This is a genomic window from Streptomyces sp. CB02058 (assembly GCF_001905505.1).
Taxonomy (GTDB): Bacteria; Actinomycetota; Actinomycetes; order Streptomycetales; family Streptomycetaceae; genus Streptomyces.
In genome coordinates this window covers 451,891-468,545 of record NZ_LIPG01000001.1, presented here as the reverse complement: position 1 = coordinate 468,545, position 16,655 = coordinate 451,891, and the positions used below count along the sequence as shown (strand labels likewise).

19 protein-coding genes are annotated in these 16,655 nt (G+C 66.7%); 2 read left to right on the top strand and 17 right to left on the bottom strand.

Features of this window, described 5'->3' with window-relative positions; genetic code table 11:
- The 12 genes from rplN to rpsJ form a co-directional block, all read right to left on the bottom strand.
- Positions 1-369, bottom strand: coding sequence for a 50S ribosomal protein L14 (gene rplN / locus AMK10_RS02305; RefSeq protein ID WP_003966950.1), 369 nt, complete (start codon positions 367-369; stop codon positions 1-3).
- Between the two features lie 100 nt (positions 370-469).
- A complete protein-coding gene (gene rpsQ / locus AMK10_RS02300; protein WP_031096375.1) occupies positions 470-754 on the bottom strand; it encodes a 30S ribosomal protein S17 in 285 nt (94 codons plus the stop codon).
- Positions 754-978: a 50S ribosomal protein L29 gene (gene rpmC / locus AMK10_RS02295; RefSeq protein ID WP_014047786.1), complete on the bottom strand. Its 225-nt coding sequence runs from the start codon at positions 976-978 to the stop codon at positions 754-756. Before rpmC ends, rpsQ begins: the two co-directional genes overlap by 1 nt.
- On the bottom strand, positions 978-1,397 hold the full coding sequence (gene rplP / locus AMK10_RS02290) for a 50S ribosomal protein L16 (protein ID WP_014154587.1): 420 nt from the start codon (positions 1,395-1,397) through the stop codon (positions 978-980). Before rplP ends, rpmC begins: the two co-directional genes overlap by 1 nt.
- Positions 1,398-1,402: 5 nt before the next feature.
- Positions 1,403-2,239: a 30S ribosomal protein S3 gene (gene rpsC, locus AMK10_RS02285; RefSeq protein WP_014047784.1), complete on the bottom strand. Its 837-nt coding sequence runs from the start codon at positions 2,237-2,239 to the stop codon at positions 1,403-1,405.
- Positions 2,239-2,586, bottom strand: coding sequence for a 50S ribosomal protein L22 (rplV, locus tag AMK10_RS02280; protein ID WP_004571827.1), 348 nt, complete (start codon positions 2,584-2,586; stop codon positions 2,239-2,241). Before rplV ends, rpsC begins: the two co-directional genes overlap by 1 nt.
- A gap of 43 nt (positions 2,587-2,629) precedes the next feature.
- The gene (gene rpsS, locus AMK10_RS02275; RefSeq protein WP_003966956.1) at positions 2,630-2,911 is read right to left on the bottom strand and encodes a 30S ribosomal protein S19; all 282 of its coding nucleotides are present in this window, start codon (positions 2,909-2,911) and stop codon (positions 2,630-2,632) included.
- Positions 2,912-2,923: 12 nt separating this feature from the next.
- Entirely contained in the window at positions 2,924-3,760 is an 837-nt protein-coding gene (rplB, locus tag AMK10_RS02270) for a 50S ribosomal protein L2 (RefSeq protein WP_018510594.1), read from the bottom strand.
- Positions 3,761-3,799: 39 nt separating this feature from the next.
- Positions 3,800-4,123, bottom strand: a complete 324-nt coding sequence (gene rplW / locus AMK10_RS02265) for a 50S ribosomal protein L23 (RefSeq protein WP_014154589.1) — start codon at positions 4,121-4,123, stop codon at positions 3,800-3,802.
- On the bottom strand, positions 4,123-4,773 hold the full coding sequence (gene rplD, locus AMK10_RS02260) for a 50S ribosomal protein L4 (protein ID WP_014154590.1): 651 nt from the start codon (positions 4,771-4,773) through the stop codon (positions 4,123-4,125). The genes rplW and rplD overlap by 1 nt, the downstream gene beginning before the upstream one ends.
- A gap of 4 nt (positions 4,774-4,777) precedes the next feature.
- Positions 4,778-5,422 carry a 50S ribosomal protein L3 gene (gene rplC / locus AMK10_RS02255; RefSeq protein WP_014154591.1) on the bottom strand — a complete coding sequence of 215 codons (645 nt, stop codon included), beginning with the start codon at positions 5,420-5,422 and terminating at the stop codon, positions 4,778-4,780.
- 14 nt (positions 5,423-5,436) lie between these two features.
- Positions 5,437-5,745 carry a 30S ribosomal protein S10 gene (rpsJ, locus tag AMK10_RS02250; RefSeq protein WP_003948644.1) on the bottom strand — a complete coding sequence of 103 codons (309 nt, stop codon included), beginning with the start codon at positions 5,743-5,745 and terminating at the stop codon, positions 5,437-5,439.
- 546 nt (positions 5,746-6,291) lie between these two features.
- Between rpsJ and AMK10_RS02245 the strand changes: the two genes are divergently transcribed.
- Positions 6,292-6,750, top strand: coding sequence for a GNAT family N-acetyltransferase (locus tag AMK10_RS02245; protein WP_073744255.1), 459 nt, complete (start codon positions 6,292-6,294; stop codon positions 6,748-6,750).
- Between the two features lie 252 nt (positions 6,751-7,002).
- On the top strand, positions 7,003-7,725 hold the full coding sequence (locus AMK10_RS02240; protein ID WP_073744253.1) for a S1 family peptidase: 723 nt from the start codon (positions 7,003-7,005) through the stop codon (positions 7,723-7,725).
- A gap of 102 nt (positions 7,726-7,827) precedes the next feature.
- Here the strand turns inward: AMK10_RS02240 and tuf are convergent, their stop codons facing one another.
- From tuf to AMK10_RS02215, 5 genes are all read right to left on the bottom strand, one after another.
- Positions 7,828-9,021, bottom strand: a complete 1,194-nt coding sequence (gene tuf / locus AMK10_RS02235; protein WP_073744251.1) for an elongation factor Tu — start codon at positions 9,019-9,021, stop codon at positions 7,828-7,830.
- A 158-nt stretch (positions 9,022-9,179) separates the two neighbouring features.
- Positions 9,180-11,309, bottom strand: coding sequence for an elongation factor G (gene fusA, locus AMK10_RS02230; RefSeq protein ID WP_073744249.1), 2,130 nt, complete (start codon positions 11,307-11,309; stop codon positions 9,180-9,182).
- 38 nt (positions 11,310-11,347) lie between these two features.
- The gene (rpsG, locus tag AMK10_RS02225) at positions 11,348-11,818 is read right to left on the bottom strand and encodes a 30S ribosomal protein S7 (protein WP_014154599.1); all 471 of its coding nucleotides are present in this window, start codon (positions 11,816-11,818) and stop codon (positions 11,348-11,350) included.
- A 2-nt stretch (positions 11,819-11,820) separates the two neighbouring features.
- Positions 11,821-12,192 carry a 30S ribosomal protein S12 gene (gene rpsL / locus AMK10_RS02220; protein ID WP_003948652.1) on the bottom strand — a complete coding sequence of 124 codons (372 nt, stop codon included), beginning with the start codon at positions 12,190-12,192 and terminating at the stop codon, positions 11,821-11,823.
- 531 nt (positions 12,193-12,723) lie between these two features.
- Complete coding sequence (locus tag AMK10_RS02215; RefSeq protein ID WP_073744247.1) at positions 12,724-16,623, bottom strand: DNA-directed RNA polymerase subunit beta'; 3,900 nt, start codon at positions 16,621-16,623, stop codon at positions 12,724-12,726.
- Positions 16,624-16,655: the final 32 nt, after the last annotated feature.

The following is a 16,655-nucleotide window of genomic DNA, read 5'->3' as shown; positions in this document are numbered from 1 at the left end:
TTACAGCACCTCCGGCGCGAGCGAGATGATCTTCATGAACTTCTTCTCGCGCAGCTCTCGGCCCACGGGGCCGAAGATACGGGTGCCGCGGGGGTCGCCGTCGTTCTTGAGAATGACAGCGGCGTTCTCGTCGAAGCGGATGTACGAGCCATCCTGACGACGACGCTCCTTGACGGTGCGAACGATGACGGCCTTGACGACGTCACCCTTCTTCACGTTGCCACCGGGGATTGCGTCCTTGACGGTGGCGACGATGACGTCACCGATGCCCGCGTAGCGGCGACCCGAGCCACCGAGAACACGGATGGTGAGAATTTCCTTCGCACCCGTGTTGTCGGCGACGCGCAGTCGCGACTCCTGCTGGATCACGTCTATCTCCTGATCGTCTGCCGGTTCCCGGCAGGGGCTCCGTTGCCGGTGCCCCTGCCGAGCCTGGCGGAACTGTCCTGAGGGGAGACCCCCTCAGGGATTACTTGGCCTTCTCGAGGATCTCGACGATGCGCCAGCGCTTGGTGGCGGACAGCGGACGCGTCTCCATGATGATGACGCGGTCGCCGACGCCGGCAGCGTTCTGCTCGTCGTGGGCCTTGAGCTTGTTCGTACGGCGGATGACCTTGCCGTACAGCGCGTGCTTGACGCGGTCCTCGACAGCGACGACGACGGTCTTGTCCATCTTGTCGCTGACGACCAGACCCTCACGGGTCTTGCGGAAACCGCGGTCGGTGTTCGTCTCAGTCACAGTCTTCTCGCTCATCAGACGCTCTCCACCGTCTCGATGCCCAGCTCGCGCTCGCGCATCAGGGTGTAGATCCGGGCGATGTCCTTACGGACGGACTTGAGCCGACCGTGGTTCTCGAGCTGGCCCGTCGCCGCCTGGAAGCGGAGGTTGAACAGCTCTTCCTTGGCCTCGCGGAGCTTGTTGAGGAGCTCCTCGTTGCCCAGCTCGCGCAGCTCGGACGCCTTGGTACCGGCCGACATCACGACTCACCTGCCTCGCGCCGAACGATCCGGCACTTCATCGGAAGCTTGTGAGCAGCGCGGGTGAGCGCCTCACGAGCAATCTTCTCGTTCGGGTAGGACAGCTCGAACATCACCCGACCGGGCTTGACGTTCGCGATCCACCACTCGGGAGAACCCTTACCGGAACCCATGCGGGTCTCGGCAGGCTTCTTCGTCAGGGGGCGGTCCGGGTAGATGTTGATCCAGACCTTGCCGCCACGCTTGATGTGGCGGGTCATCGCGATACGAGCTGCCTCGATCTGGCGGTTCGTCACGTACGCCGGGGACAGCGCCTGGATGCCGTACTCGCCGAACGCAACCTGCGTGCCACCCTTGGACATACCGCTGCGCTTCGGGTGGTGCTGCTTGCGGTGCTTGACCCTACGGGGGATCAGCATTTCGGTCAGGCCTCCGTTCCGGTGCTCTCAGCCGGAGCAGCGGCGGCGGGAGCGTCGGCCTTGGGGGCCTCCGCTGCCGGCGCGGACTGCTGCGGCTTGCGGCCGCGACCGCCACGCTCGCCACCACGGCCACCACGGCCGGCCGGGCGGTCAGCGCCGCCACGAGCCGGACGGTTGCCGGCGCGAGCCGCTGCGTTCTCGGCGCGGACCTCGGCGATGTTCTTGACGTCGCCCTTGTAGATCCAGACCTTCACGCCGATGCGGCCGAAGGTCGTCTTGGCCTCGAAGAAGCCGTAGTCGACGTTCGCACGGAGCGTGTGCAGGGGCACACGGCCCTCGCGGTAGAACTCCGAGCGGGACATCTCGGCGCCGCCGAGGCGGCCACCGCACTGGATCTTGATGCCCTTGGCGCCGGCCTTCATCGTGCTCTGCATGCTCTTGCGCATGGCACGACGGAAGGAGACGCGGGAGGAGAGCTGCTCGGCGACGGCCTGGGCCACCAGCTGAGCGTCCACCTCGGGGTTCTTGACCTCGAGGATGTTCAGCTGGACCTGCTTGCCGGTCAGCTTCTCCAGCTCGCCACGGATGCGGTCGGCCTCGGCGCCGCGGCGGCCGATGACGATGCCCGGGCGGGCGGTGTGGATGTCAACGCGGACGCGGTCGCGGGTGCGCTCGATCTCCACCTTGGAGATGCCGGCCCGCTCCATGCCCTTCGTCATCATGCGACGAATGGCGACGTCTTCCTTGACGTAGTCCTTGTACAGCTTGTCGGCGTACCAACGGGACTTGAAGTCCGTGGTAATGCCGAGCCGGAACCCGTGCGGGTTTACCTTCTGGCCCATTACCGGGTTCCTTCCTTGCTGCTGACGACCACGGTGATGTGGCTGGTCCGCTTACGGATCCGGTAGGCACGGCCCTGAGCACGCGGACGGAACCGCTTCAGGGTCGGGCCCTCGTCCACGTACGCCTCGCTGATGACCAGCGAAGAGGCGTCGGTGTGGTCGTAGTTGTGTGCGGCGTTGGCGATGGCGCTGTCCAGCACCTTGCCAACCGGCACGCTCGCGGCCTGCGGGGCGAAACGCAGGACCGCCTGAGCCTCCGTGGCATCCATGCCACGGATGAGGTCCACCACGCGGCGGGCCTTCATGGGCGTGACGCGGATGTACCGCGCCTGGGCCCTGGCTTCCATGGTTGTCCCTTCGGTGTAAGTCATAGTCGTTTCCACCCCGCGGTTAGCGGCGCTTCGACTTCCGGTCGTCCTTGACGTGGCCGCGGAAGGTGCGAGTCGGCGAGAACTCGCCGAGCTTGTGGCCGACCATCGACTCGGTGACGAACACCGGGACGTGGATCTTGCCGTTGTGCACCGCGATGGTGTGACCCAGCATGGCCGGGACGATCATCGAGCGACGGGACCAGGTCTTGATGACGTTCTTGGTGCCTGCCTCGTTCTGTACGTCCACCTTCTTGATGAGGTGGCCGTCGACGAAGGGCCCCTTCTTGAGACTGCGCGGCATCTAAACCCGCTCCTAGCGCTTCTTGTTCGTCTTGCGGCGGCGGACGATGTACTTGTTCGAAGCCTTCTTCGGCGAACGAGTACGACCCTCCTTCTGACCCCACGGCGAGACCGGGTGACGTCCACCGGAGGTCTTGCCTTCACCACCACCGTGCGGGTGGTCAACCGGGTTCATCGCGACACCGCGGACGGTCGGGCGAACGCCCTTCCAGCGCATGCGGCCGGCCTTGCCCCAGTTGATGTTCGACTGCTCGGCGTTGCCGACCTCGCCGATCGTGGCGCGGCAGCGGGCGTCGACCAGCCGGATCTCACCGGACGGCATACGAAGGTGGGCCATCGTGCCCTCCTTCGCCAGCAGCTGCACGGAGGCACCCGCGGAACGGGCGAACTTCGCGCCGCCGCCGGGCCGCAGCTCGATGGCGTGGATGGTCGTACCGACCGGGATGTTGCGCAGCGCCAGGTTGTTGCCCGGCTTGATGTCGGCGCCCGGACCGTTCTCGACGCGGTCACCCTGCGACAGACCACGGGGGGCGACGATGTAACGCTTCTCGCCGTCCGCGTAGTGCAGCAGCGCGATGCGCGCGGTGCGGTTGGGGTCGTACTCGATGTGCGCGACCTTGGCCGGCACGCCGTCCTTGTCGTGACGACGGAAGTCGATCACTCGGTAGGCGCGCTTGTGGCCACCGCCCTGGTGGCGAACGGTCACACGACCGGCGTTGTTACGGCCGCCCTTGCTGTGCAGGGGGCGGACCAGCGACTTCTCCGGCGTGGACCGCGTGATCTCGACAAAGTCGGCGACGCTGGAGCCACGACGGCCCGGGGTCGTCGGCTTGTACTTGCGGATACCCATTTCTCAGTCCTCGTCCGATTCCGGACGACTCGACCTCCGTCAGGAGGTCGGGCCGCCGAAGATGTCGATACGGTCGCCCTCGGCGAGGGTCACGATGGCGCGCTTCGTGTCGGCGCGCTTGCCGAAACCGGTCTTGGTGCGCTTGCGCTTACCCTGCCGGTTGATCGTGTTGACCCCGGTGACCTTGACCGAGAAGACCGCTTCCACGGCCTGCTTGATCTGGGTCTTGTTGGAGCCGGGCGCGACGATGAACGTGTACTTGTTCTCGTCGAGCAGCGCGTAGCTCTTCTCGGAAACAACCGGCTTGACGAGAACGTCACGCGGGTCCGAGTAGGTCTTGCTGGTAACGGTCGCCTCACTCATCAGGCGGCGCTCCCTTCGGTCTCAGCGGTCTGGGGGCCAGACACGAAGGACTCGAAAGCGGCCTGGGTGAAGACCACGTCGTCAGAGACGATCACGTCGTACGTGTTCAGCTGGCCCGGCTCCAGGATGTGCACCTGGGGCAGGTTGCGCGCGGACAGCCACGCGGCCTCGTCGGCACGCTCGACGACCAGGAGCAGGTTGCTGCGCTCCGAGATCTTGCCGAACAGCGTCTTGGCGGCCTTGGTGGAGATCCCACCCTCGACCACGCCGGTGACGACGTGGATGCGGGAGTGACGCGCCCGGTCCGAGAGGGCACCGCGCAGGGCGGCGGCCTTCATCTTCTTCGGGGTGCGCTGCGAGTAGTCACGCGGCTGCGGGCCGTGGACGACGCCACCGCCGGCGAACTGCGGCGCGCGGGTCGAACCCTGGCGCGCGCGGCCGGTGCCCTTCTGGCGGTACGGCTTGCGCCCACCACCACGGACCTCGCCGCGGGTCTTGGTCTTGTGCGTGCCCTGACGGGCAGCTGCCAGCTGTGCGACGACGACCTGGTGGATCAGCGGAACGCTGGTCTTCGCGTCGAAGATCTCCGCGGGGAGCTCGACGGTACCGGCCTTGTCGCCTGCCGGCGAAAGGATGTCAATGGTGCTCATTACCTCAAGCCCCCTTGGCCGCGGTACGGACCAGGACGAGGCCGCCGTTCGGACCGGGGACCGCGCCCTTGATGAGCAGCAGACCCTTCTCCGCGTCAACCGCGTGGATGGTCAGGTTCTGGGTGGTGACGCGCTCGTTACCCATCCGACCGGCCATGCGCATGCCCTTGAAGACACGCCCAGGGGTGGCGCAGCCACCGATCGAACCGGGGGAACGGTGCTTGCGCTGGACGCCGTGGCCGGCGCCGAGGCCCTTGAAGTTGTGACGCTTCATGACACCGGCGAAGCCCTTGCCCTTGCTCTTGCCCGTGACGTCAACCTTGACGCCGGACTCGAACACCTCGGCAGTGACCTCCTGGCCCAGCGTGTACTCGCTGGCGTCAGGGGTGCGGAGCTCCACCAGGTGGCGGCGCGGGGTGACGTCGGCCTTGGCGAAGTGGCCCTTGAGGGGCTTGTTCACCTTGCGCGGGTCGATCTCGCCGAAGGCGATCTGGACCGACTCGTAGCCGTCGCTGTCGTTCGTACGCACCTGCGTGACGACGCACGGACCGGCCTTGACGACGGTCACCGGGACAACCCGGTTGTTCTCGTCCCAGACCTGGGTCATGCCGAGCTTCTCGCCCAGGACGCCCTTGATGTTCTTGCTCATCTCGGCCCGTCCCCTCAGAGCTTGATCTCGATGTCGACGCCCGCCGGAAGGTCGAGGCGCATCAGCGAGTCAACCGTCTTCGGCGTGGGGTCGAGGATGTCGATGAGGCGCTTGTGCGTGCGCATCTCGAAGTGCTCGCGAGAGTCCTTGTACTTGTGCGGCGACTTGATGACGCAGTACACGTTCTTCTCAGTGGGCAGCGGCACCGGGCCCGCGACCGACGCACCAGTGCGGGTCACCGTCTCGACGATCTTCTTCGCCGAGGAGTCGATGACCTCGTGGTCGTAGGCCTTGAGCCGGATGCGGATCTTCTGTCCCGCCATGGCTACTAGTAGTCCTGTCTCTCATAACGCTCTGGAACCCGGGAGTTCTCGTAACTCCGCCTCCGACCCACGCGGTCGGGCGTGTCGCGCCCCCTCTACGAAGATCTCCCGAAGGATTTCCCAACCAAGGGGGTGCGGGCCGAGACCGCGCTGCCGGGGGCGAAACCCCACCGGGTGCCTGGTCAGTGCCCCACTGACACTTCCCGGAAGATTCCCGTACGTCCGACCCTGGGGGTCGACGAGTACTGTGGGACTCGCTTCCGGTCCTCCCGGCGGGAGGCGCGCAGCATTGACACTCAACCGAGCAACCTGGCTAGTGTGCCATACGGGCTGCGGGCCTGGCCAATCGGGTCGGGGATCTTACCCCCTGCGAGGGAGCATTCAAACGCGGACGCCCACCAGGGCCCGCATGTCGCCCCTGCTCGGCAATCGCACGACCGTTCCCCACGTCACGCGATGAGGCGATTCGCCCCGTTCGGCGCGGGACTGTGCGACCCCGGGAACCCGCCTTCCTGGCGTCGAGGAGCCGCCTGGTTGAATCCGGCCATGCCGACACGCACCGTCCGGGCCTGGAGCCTGCGCCCCGCCACGCCCGAGGACCTCGACGCCATGACCGAGCTGCGGGCCGAGGTGATGCGCCCCGACCTGGAGCGTCTGGGCCGCTACGACGCTCACCGCGTCCGGCAGCGGCTGCGTGACGCGTACGAGCCGGGGCACACCTCGATCGTGGAGTACGACGGTGACTTCGCGGGCTGTGTCGCCCTGCGCCCCGCCGAGGACGGCTGGTGGCTGGAGCACTTCTACCTCTCCCCCGCACTGCACGGCCGCGGCATAGGCACGGCCGTGCTCGCCGGCCTCCTGGCCCGTACGGACGCCATGGGAGCGCCCGTGCGCCTGGACGTCCTCCAGGGCAGCGCGGCCCGCCGGCTGTACGAGCGCCACGGCTTCACCCTGGAGCGCGAGGACCCGGTGGACGTCTACATGGTGCGGGCGCCTCGGGGCTGAGCTCCGCGGGGCGGGACCTTCGCGCTCACGAAACGCTTGTCCGCGGCAGGCGGCAGGGAACGAGCCACGGGGAGCGCGCGGCAGGCGGCAGGCGGCAGGCGGCAGGCGGCAGGCGGCAGGCGGCAGGCGGCAGGCCATAACGCGCCGGCATGGGCGGCCGTGATGTACCCGGCACCGCGGTTCTCCGGGACTCTGGGGCGCGTCGATCCCCCACCGGCACGCCCCCGTGCGTGCCCCCTGAAACGAGGAAGCATGCGCATATCCAGGCTCGTCCCCGCCGCAGCTGCCGCGGCGGCCTGCGCCCTCGCCCTGTTCTCGCCCACCGCGTCGGCCGCGTCGTCGTCGGCGGCCCCCACCGCTCAGGCCGTACAGCCGATCATCGGCGGTGGCTACGCGCAGTCCTCGCCCGGGGCGGCCCGCCTCTTCTCCAACGGCCGGGAGACCTGTTCCGCGACGATCATCGCGCCGACGTGGATCCTCACCGCGAAGCACTGCGTCTCCGGAGGCGGGCTGTCGTTCCGTATCGGCAGCCTCGACCAGCACAGCGGCGGCACCCTGGCCAACGGCGTCCAGACCTACACCCACGGCTCCGACCTGGCGCTCGTCCGCCTGGACCGCTCCGTGCAGGGCACCTACGCCACGCTCGGCCAGCCCGGCACCGTGCGTGTGGGCCAGACCGTGCAGGTGTGGGGGTGGGGCGCCACCTCGCAGTGCGGCTCCGAGGCGAACTGCCAGTCCCCCTATCTGAAGGTCGCGAACGTCACCGTGACCAGCGGCTGCACCGACGCCTACGGCGGCTCGGCGATCTGCGCCCGGCGCGGGAACGGCATCACCGCCGGCGGCGACTCGGGTGGCCCGATGACCCTGAACGGCGTCCAGGTCGGCGTCGCGTCCACCAGCGACCGGCAGACCACGACGGCGTACACGAACGTCACGGCCTACCGCTCCTGGATCCAGTCGGTCGCCGGCGTCTGACGCCGCCCGTACGCATGGCGAAGGGCCCCGTACCTCTCTCGCGAGAGGTACGGGGCCCTTCTGGTGCTCAGTGAGGAGCAACCAGGTCAGACGATCAAGTAATTACTTGATGATCTTGGTGACCTGGCCGGCGCCCACGGTCCGGCCACCCTCACGGATGGCGAACTTCAGGCCCTCTTCCATGGCGACCGGCTGGATCAGCGCGACGTCCATGAGGGTGTTGTCACCCGGCATGACCATCTCGGTGCCCTCGGGAAGGGTCACAACGCCCGTCACGTCCGTGGTACGGAAGTAGAACTGCGGGCGGTAGTTGTTGAAGAAGGGGGTGTGACGGCCACCCTCGTCCTTCGACAGGATGTAGGACTGGGCCTGGAAGTCGGTGTGCGGCGTGACCGAACCCGGCTTGATGATGACCTGGCCGCGCTCGACGTCCTCGCGCTTGATGCCACGAAGCAGCAGACCGACGTTCTCACCGGCCTGGCCCTCGTCGAGCAGCTTGCGGAACATCTCGATGCCGGTGACCGTGGTGGTGGTCTTCTCGGTCTTGATACCGACGATGTCGACGGTCTCGTTGACCTTCAGGACACCACGCTCGATACGGCCGGTGACGACCGTACCGCGACCGGTGATCGTGAAGACGTCCTCGATGGGCATGAGGAACGGCTTCTCGACGTCACGCTCGGGCTGCGGGATGGCCTCGTCGACGGCGGCCATGAGGTTGAGGACCGACTGGCCCCACTCCTTGTCGCCCTCGAGCGCCTTGAGCGCCGAGACCTTGACGACGGGAACGTCGTCGCCCGGGAACTCGTACTCGGAGAGGAGCTCACGGACCTCGAGCTCGACGAGCTCCAGGATCTCCTCGTCGTCCACCATGTCGGCCTTGTTCAGGGCGACGACGATGTACGGCACGCCTACCTGGCGGGCCAGGAGCACGTGCTCCTTGGTCTGCGGCATCGGGCCGTCGGTGGCCGCGACCACGAGGATGGCGCCGTCCATCTGCGCCGCACCCGTGATCATGTTCTTGATGTAGTCGGCGTGACCCGGGCAGTCGACGTGCGCGTAGTGACGCGACTCCGTCTGGTACTCGACGTGCGCGATCGAGATCGTGATACCGCGCTGGCGCTCCTCAGGAGCCTTGTCGATCTGGTCGAAGGCCGAGGCCTCGTTCAGGTCCGGGTACGCGTCGTGCAGCACCTTGGTAATGGCGGCCGTGAGGGTCGTCTTACCGTGGTCGATGTGACCGATGGTGCCGATGTTGACGTGCGGCTTAGTCCGCTCGAACTTTGCCTTCGCCACTGGGGTCCTCCTGAGTGGTTCTGTACGCCTTGCTTCATCGGCGCCAGGTGATCTTTGCTGGAATGCCGGTGCCGGGGGCATCCGCCGCGCTGCTTGCGCACTGCGACGAATGCCCGACCGGGCTCCGGTGACAAGCCTAAAGCGTGAGCTCCGAAGAGTTACTCGCCCTTGGCCTTCGCGATGATCTCCTCGGCGACGTTCCGCGGAACCTCGGCGTAGGAGTCGAACTGCATCGAGTAGCTTGCGCGACCCGAGGTCTTGCTGCGGAGGTCTCCGACGTAGCCGAACATCTCCGAGAGGGGCACGAGGCCCTTCACGACGCGAGCGCCGCTGCGCTCCTCCATGGCCTGGATCTGGCCACGGCGGGAGTTGAGGTCGCCGATGACATCGCCCATGTAGTCCTCGGGCGTGGTGACCTCGACGGCCATCATCGGCTCGAGGAGCACGGGGGACGCCTTGCGGGCACCCTCCTTGAACGCCTGCGAACCGGCGATCTTGAAGGCGAGCTCCGAGGAGTCGACCTCGTGGTAACCACCGTCGAGAAGGGTGACGCGGACGCCGACCATCTCGTAACCGGCCAGGATGCCGAACTGCATGGCTTCCTGAGCACCCGCGTCCACCGAGGGAATGTACTCACGGGGGATGCGGCCACCGGTGACCTTGTTGACGAACTCGTAGGAGGCGTCGCCACCCTCGATGGGCTCGAGGGCGATCTGCACCTTCGCGAACTGGCCGGTACCACCAGTCTGCTTCTTGTGCGTGTAGTCGATGCGCTCGACGGTCTTGCGGATCGTCTCGCGGTAAGCGACCTGGGGCTTGCCGACGTTCGCCTCGACGCGGAACTCGCGCTTCATGCGGTCGACGAGCACCTCGAGGTGAAGCTCGCCCATACCACCGATGATGGTCTGGCCGGTCTCCTCGTCGGAGTGCACCTGGAAGGAGGGGTCCTCCTCCGAGAGGCGCTGGATGGCGACACCCAGCTTCTCCTGGTCACCCTTGGACTTGGGCTCGATGGCGACCTGGATGACCGGCGCCGGGAAGTCCATGGACTCCAGGATCACCGGGTTCTTGTCGTCACACAGCGTCTCACCGGTGGTGGTCTGCTTGAGGCCCATGACGGCGATGATGTCACCGGCGCCCACCGACGCGATCTCCTCACGCTTGTTCGCGTGCATGCGGTAGATCTTGCCGATGCGCTCCTTCTTGCCCTTGACCGAGTTCAGCACCGCGGTGCCGGCCTCGAGGCGACCGGAGTAGATCCGGACGAAGGTGAGCTTGCCGAGGTGCGGGTCGCTGGCAATCTTGAACGCGAGACCGGAGAACGGCTCGTCGTCCGAAGGCTTGCGCTTGATGACGACCTCGGGGTCCTTGACGTCGTGGCCCTCGATGGCCTCGACGTCCAGGGGGGAAGGCAGGTAGCGGACGACCGCGTCGAGCAGGGGCTGAACGCCCTTGTTCTTGAACGCGGTGCCACAGAACACCGGGGTGACGGTGACGGAGTCAGCACTGCCCTTGGACGCGAGGGTGATCCGACGGATCGCCTCGTGCAGCTGCTCCTGGGTGGGCTCCTCGCCCTCCAGGTACAGCTCCATCATGGCGTCGTCGTTCTCCGAGACGGCCTCAAGGAGCTTGCCGCGCCATTCCTCGGCGGCCTCCTTCAGGTTGTCCGGGATGTCGACCACGTTGTACATCTCGCCCTTGGCGGCTTCCTCCGGGTACACGAAGGCCTTCATCGACACCAGGTCGACGACGCCCGTGAAGTCGGCCTCCGCGCCGATGGGGAGCTGCATGACGATCGGGACGGCGCCGAGGCGCTCGACGATCATGTCGACACAGCGGAAGAAGTCGGCACCCGTGCGGTCGAGCTTGTTGACGAAGCAGATACGCGGCACGCCGTAGCGGTCCGCCTGACGCCAGACAGTCTCGGACTGGGGCTCGACGCCCGCGACACCGTCGAACACGGTGACGGCACCGTCGAGGACGCGGAGCGAACGCTCCACCTCGACGGTGAAGTCGACGTGACCCGGGGTGTCGATGATGTTGATGGTGTGGTCAACATCGTTGAGCGGCCAGTGACAGGTCGTCGCGGCGGACGTGATCGTGATGCCGCGCTCCTGCTCCTGCTCCATCCAGTCCATCGTGGCTGCGCCGTCGTGGACTTCACCGATCTTGTACGAGACGCCGGTGTAGAAGAGGATCCGCTCAGTGGTGGTCGTCTTGCCCGCGTCGATGTGGGCCATGATCCCGATGTTGCGGACCTTGGCCAGGTCAAGCGAAGTGGTGGCCATAAGGCTCAATCTTCTCTCGGTCTCGATGGGGTAAGCGACTACCAGCGGTAGTGCGCGAAGGCCTTGTTCGACTCGGCCATCTTGTGGGTGTCCTCGCGCTTCTTGACAGCTGCGCCAAGACCGTTGGAGGCGTCGAGCAGCTCGTTCATGAGGCGCTCGGTCATGGTCTTCTCGCGACGGGCGCGGGAGTAACCGACGATCCAGCGCAGCGAGAGGGTGGCGGCGCGACCGGGCTTGACCTCGATCGGCACCTGGTAGGTGGCGCCACCGACACGGCGGGACTTGACCTCGAGCGAGGGCTTGACGTTCTCAAGCGCGCGCTTCAGCGTGATGACCGGGTCAGCGCCGGTCTTCTCGCGGAGGCCTTCCATGGCGCCGTACACGATCCGCTCGGCGGTGGAACGCTTGCCGTCGAGGAGGATCTTGTTGATCAGCGAGGTGACAAGAGGAGAGCTGTAGACCGGGTCGATGATGACCGGGCGCTTCGGGGCGGGGCCCTTACGAGGCATTCTTACTTCTCCTTCTTGGCGCCGTAGCGGCTGCGGGCCTGCTTGCGGTTCTTGACACCCTGGGTGTCAAGGGAGCCGCGGATGATCTTGTAACGAACACCCGGCAGGTCCTTCACACGGCCACCACGCACGAGCACGATGGAGTGCTCCTGCAGGTTGTGTCCCTCACCCGGGATGTAGGCCGTGACCTCGATACCGGAGGTCAGGCGCACACGCGCGACCTTACGGAGCGCCGAGTTCGGCTTCTTCGGGGTGGTCGTGAACACACGCGTGCAGACACCACGACGCTGGGGCGAACCCTCGAGCGCGGGCGTCTTGTTCTTCTCGACCTTGTCCTGCCGGCCCTTCCGGACCAGCTGCTGGATCGTAGGCACTACTTCTCCGGTTTCTGTGTGCCGTTCGTGAAACTAACCTGGAACACTCGCCGACCCACGCGGTCGGGTGTGTCGAATACTGCACGCCCCTGCGATCAGGCAGGAGAGACGCAGATTGCGGTGGCCACTTACGGAGTCGCCGTGCGGCAGAGGACACGCACGCGAACCCAGGCACACCCCAGGCACAAGGCTTGAGCGTACCTACCTCACGGAGCTGGGTCAAAACAAATGCCCCGGGGACGGCCGCCCCCTCGCGCCCACGGAACCCTCACACGGGCGCGCGGTGACCGCCGGCGCCGTACCGGGGACCGGGGGCCCGCGGCAGGAAGGCCCGCCGGGGCCGCCCCAGGCGCCTCCCACCTGGGCGGACGCACCGTCGGGGGGTCACCCGCCGCCCGGCCGCGCGAGACGTGCGTGCGCCCGGCCCGCTCACGCGGCGTGAGCGAACTCACGGCTCCCCCACGCACGCCGAAGGGCGGCCACCCCGTACGAAACGGGGTGACCGCCCTTCGGTCGTGTCAAGCGACTCGCTTACTGGTTGTACGGACCGTAGTCGTAGTCCTCCAGCGGAACGGCCTGGCCGGAGCCCGTGCCGAACGGCGAGTAGTCGATGTCGTCGTAGCCGACGGCCGAGTACATCGCGGCCTTGGCCTCCTCGGTCGGCTCGACCCGGATGTTGCGGTAGCGGGACAGGCCCGTACCGGCCGGGATGAGCTTACCGATGATGACGTTCTCCTTGAGGCCGATCAGGGAGTCCGACTTGGCGTTGATCGCCGCGTCGGTCAGGACCCTGGTCGTCTCCTGGAAGGACGCCGCCGACAGCCACGACTCGGTGGCGAGCGAGGCCTTGGTGATACCCATCAGCTGCGGACGGCCGGAGGCGGGGTGACCGCCCTCGGTGACCACACGACGGTTCTCGGTCTCGAACTTCGAGCGCTCGACGAGCTCGCCCGGCAGCAGCTCCGCGTCGCCGGACTCGATGATCGTCACACGGCGCAGCATCTGCCGGATGATGATCTCGATGTGCTTGTCGTGGATCGACACACCCTGCGAGTTGTAGACCTTCTGGACCTCGCCGACCAGGTGGACCTGGACCGCGCGCTGACCGAGGATCCGCAGCACGTCGTGCGGGTTGGTGGCACCGACGGTGAGCTTCTGGCCCACCTCGACCGCGTCGCCCTCGCCGACCAGGAGACGGGCACGCTTGGAGATCGGGAACGCCGTCTCCTCGCTGCCGTCGTCCGGGGTGACGACGAGCTTCTTGGTCTTCTCGGTCTCCTCGATGCGGACCCGGCCCTTGGCCTCCGAGATCGGGGCGACACCCTTGGGGGTACGCGCCTCGAAGAGCTCGACGACACGGGGCAGACCCTGCGTGATGTCGTCACCGGCCACACCACCGGTGTGGAAGGTACGCATCGTCAGCTGGGTACCGGGCTCACCGATGGACTGGGCGGCGATGATGCCGACCGCCTCACCGATGTCGACCAGCTTGCCGGTGGCGAGCGAGCGTCCGTAGCAGAAGGCACAGGTGCCGACCGCGGACTCACAGGTCAGGACCGAGCGGGTCTTGACCTCCTCGACGCCGGCGCCCACGAGGGCGTCGATCAGGACGTCACCGAGGTCGACGTTGGCAGGCGCGATGACCTTGCCGTCGACGACGACGTCCTCGGCGAGCATGCGGGCGTAGACCGAGGTCTCGACGTCGTCCGTCTTGCGCAGGACACCGTCGGCGCCCTTGACGGCGATCTTCAGCTTGAGGCCGCGGTCGGTGCCGCAGTCCTCCTCGCGGATGATGACGTCCTGCGAGACGTCCACCAGACGACGGGTCAGGTAACCCGAGTCGGCGGTACGCAGGGCGGTGTCCGCCAGACCCTTACGGGCACCGTGCGTGGAGATGAAGTACTCCAGAACGGTGAGGCCCTCACGGAAGGACGCCTTGATGGGACGGGGAATCGTCTCGTTCTTGGCGTTCGACACCAGACCACGCATACCCGCGATCTGACGCATCTGCATCATGTTTCCTCGGGCACCCGAGTCGACCATCATGAAGATGGGGTTCGTCTTCGGGAAGTTCGCGTTCATCGCCTCGGCAACCTCGTTGGTCGCCTTGGTCCAGATCGCGATGAGCTCCTGCGTGCGCTCGTCCTTGGTGATGAGACCGCGCTCGTACTGCTTCTGGACCTTCTCGTCCTGCTCCTCGTAGCCCTTGACGATGGCCTTCTTGGCCTCGGGCACGACGACGTCGGAGATGGCCACGGTCACACCGGAGCGGGTCGCCCAGTGGAAACCGGCCGCCTTCAGGTTGTCGAGCGTCGCCGCCACGATGACCTTGGGGTAGCGCTCGGCCAGGTCGTTGACGATCTCGGAGAGCTGCTTCTTGCCCACCGAGTAGTCGACGAACGGGTAGTCCTCGGGCAGCAGCTCGTTGAAGAGCGCGCGGCCCAGGCTCGTACGCAGGCGGAAGGTGTCACCCGGCTGGTACTCGGGCTCGCCCTCCTCGGCGACCGGAGGCACCCAGCCACGCGGCGGCATGGTGCCCACCGGGAAGCGGATGTCGACCTTCGCCTGGAGCGACAGCTCGCGGGCGTCGAAGGCCATGGTGGCCTCGGCCGTGGAGCCGAACGCGCGGTCCGTGCCCTTGACGTTGCGGCCCTCTTCGTCCGTGGTGAGGAAGAAGAGACCCAGCACCATGTCCTGGGTCGGCATGGTGACGGGGCGACCGTCGGCCGGCTTCAGGATGTTGTTCGAGGACAGCATCAGGATGCGGGCCTCGGCCTGCGCCTCCGCGGAGAGCGGCAGGTGCACGGCCATCTGGTCACCGTCGAAGTCCGCGTTGAACGCGGTGCAGACGAGCGGGTGGATCTGGATGGCCTTGCCCTCGACCAGCTGCGGCTCGAAGGCCTGGATGCCGAGGCGGTGCAGCGTGGGCGCACGGTTCAGCAGCACCGGGTGCTCGGCGATGACCTCTTCGAGGACGTCGTACACCACGGTGCGGCCACGCTCGACCATGCGCTTGGCCGACTTGATGTTCTGCGCGTGGTTGAGGTCCACCAGGCGCTTCATCACGAACGGCTTGAAGAGCTCCAGTGCCATCGCCTTCGGCAGACCGCACTGGTGCAGCTTGAGCTGCGGACCGACGACGATCACGGAACGCGCGGAGTAGTCCACGCGCTTGCCGAGGAGGTTCTGACGGAAACGACCCTGCTTGCCCTTGAGCATGTCGCTCAGGGACTTCAGCGGGCGGTTGCCGGGACCGGTGACCGGGCGACCACGACGACCGTTGTCGAAGAGGGCGTCCACGGCCTCCTGGAGCATGCGCTTCTCGTTGTTCACGATGATCTCGGGCGCGCCGAGGTCGAGAAGCCGCTTCAGGCGGTTGTTGCGGTTGATCACGCGGCGGTACAGGTCGTTCAGGTCGGAGGTCGCGAAGCGGCCACCGTCCAGCTGCACCATCGGACGCAGGTCCGGCGGGATGACCGGCACGCAGTCGAGCACCATGCCCTTGGGCTTGTTGCTGGTCTGCAGGAACGCGGAGACGACCTTGAGGCGCTTGAGCGCACGGGTCTTCTTCTGGCCCTTGCCGGTACGGATGATCTCGCGGAGGCGCTCGGCCTCCTCGTCGAGGTCGAAGGACTCCAGGCGCTTCTGCAGCGCGGCGGCGCCCATGCAGCCGTCGAAGTACGTGCCGAAGCGGTCACGCAGCTCGCGGTAGAGCAGCTCGTCGCCCTCGAGGTCCTGGACCTTGAGGTTCTTGAAGCGGCTCCACACCTCGTCGAGACGGTCGATCTCGCGCTGCGCACGGTCACGCAGCTGCTTCATCTCACGCTCGGCACCTTCGCGCACCTTGCGGCGTACGTCGGCCTTGGCGCCCTCGGCCTCGAGCTCGGCCAGGTCGGTCTCGAGCTTCTTGGCACGGTTCTCGAGGTCCGAGTCGCGACGGTTCTCGACCTGCTGACGCTCGACGGAGACGTGCGCCTCCAGCGACGGGAGGTCGCGCGTGCGGCGCTCCTCGTCGACGAACGTGATCATGTACGCGGCGAAGTAGATGACCTTCTCGAGGTCCTTCGGCGCGAGGTCCAGCAGGTAGCCCAGGCGCGACGGGACGCCCTTGAAGTACCAGATGTGGGTGACGGGAGCGGCAAGCTCGATGTGGCCCATGCGCTCACGGCGCACCTTGGCGCGCGTGACCTCGACGCCACAGCGCTCACAGATGATGCCCTTGAAGCGGACACGCTTGTACTTGCCGCAGTAGCACTCCCAGTCCCGGGTCGGACCGAAGATCTTCTCGCAGAAGAGTCCGTCCTTTTCGGGCTTGAGCGTGCGGTAGTTGATGGTCTCCGGCTTCTTCACTTCGCCGTGGGACCAGGTCCGGATGTCGTCCGCGGTGGCAAGGCCGATCCGCAGCTCGTCGAAGAAGTTGACGTCGAGCACTTGTCGTCAATCCCTCTTTCGGGGGTTCGAGC

Bases quoted from the DNA above. Each gene is read 5' to 3' on its own strand.
- rpsQ (WP_031096375.1), bottom strand. From the start codon at position 754: ATGAGCGAGAAGACTGTGACTGAGACGAACACCGACCGCGGTTTCCGC.
- rpsS (WP_003966956.1), bottom strand. From the start codon at position 2,911: ATGCCGCGCAGTCTCAAGAAGGGGCCCTTCGTCGACGGCCACCTCATC.
- rplV (WP_004571827.1), bottom strand. From the start codon at position 2,586: ATGGAAGCCAGGGCCCAGGCGCGGTACATCCGCGTCACGCCCATGAAG.
- rplP (WP_014154587.1), bottom strand. From the start codon at position 1,397: ATGCTGATCCCCCGTAGGGTCAAGCACCGCAAGCAGCACCACCCGAAG.
- rpsC (WP_014047784.1), bottom strand. From the start codon at position 2,239: ATGGGCCAGAAGGTAAACCCGCACGGGTTCCGGCTCGGCATTACCACG.
- rpsG (WP_014154599.1), bottom strand. From the start codon at position 11,818: ATGCCTCGTAAGGGCCCCGCCCCGAAGCGCCCGGTCATCATCGACCCG.
- fusA (WP_073744249.1), bottom strand. From the start codon at position 11,309: ATGGCCACCACTTCGCTTGACCTGGCCAAGGTCCGCAACATCGGGATC.
- rpmC (WP_014047786.1), bottom strand. From the start codon at position 978: ATGTCGGCCGGTACCAAGGCGTCCGAGCTGCGCGAGCTGGGCAACGAG.
- rplW (WP_014154589.1), bottom strand. From the start codon at position 4,123: ATGAGTGAGGCGACCGTTACCAGCAAGACCTACTCGGACCCGCGTGAC.
- rpsJ (WP_003948644.1), bottom strand. From the start codon at position 5,745: ATGGCGGGACAGAAGATCCGCATCCGGCTCAAGGCCTACGACCACGAG.
- rplC (WP_014154591.1), bottom strand. From the start codon at position 5,422: ATGAGCAAGAACATCAAGGGCGTCCTGGGCGAGAAGCTCGGCATGACC.
- rplD (WP_014154590.1), bottom strand. From the start codon at position 4,773: ATGAGCACCATTGACATCCTTTCGCCGGCAGGCGACAAGGCCGGTACC.
- AMK10_RS02245 (WP_073744255.1), top strand. From the start codon at position 6,292: ATGCCGACACGCACCGTCCGGGCCTGGAGCCTGCGCCCCGCCACGCCC.
- AMK10_RS02240 (WP_073744253.1), top strand. From the start codon at position 7,003: ATGCGCATATCCAGGCTCGTCCCCGCCGCAGCTGCCGCGGCGGCCTGC.
- rplB (WP_018510594.1), bottom strand. From the start codon at position 3,760: ATGGGTATCCGCAAGTACAAGCCGACGACCCCGGGCCGTCGTGGCTCC.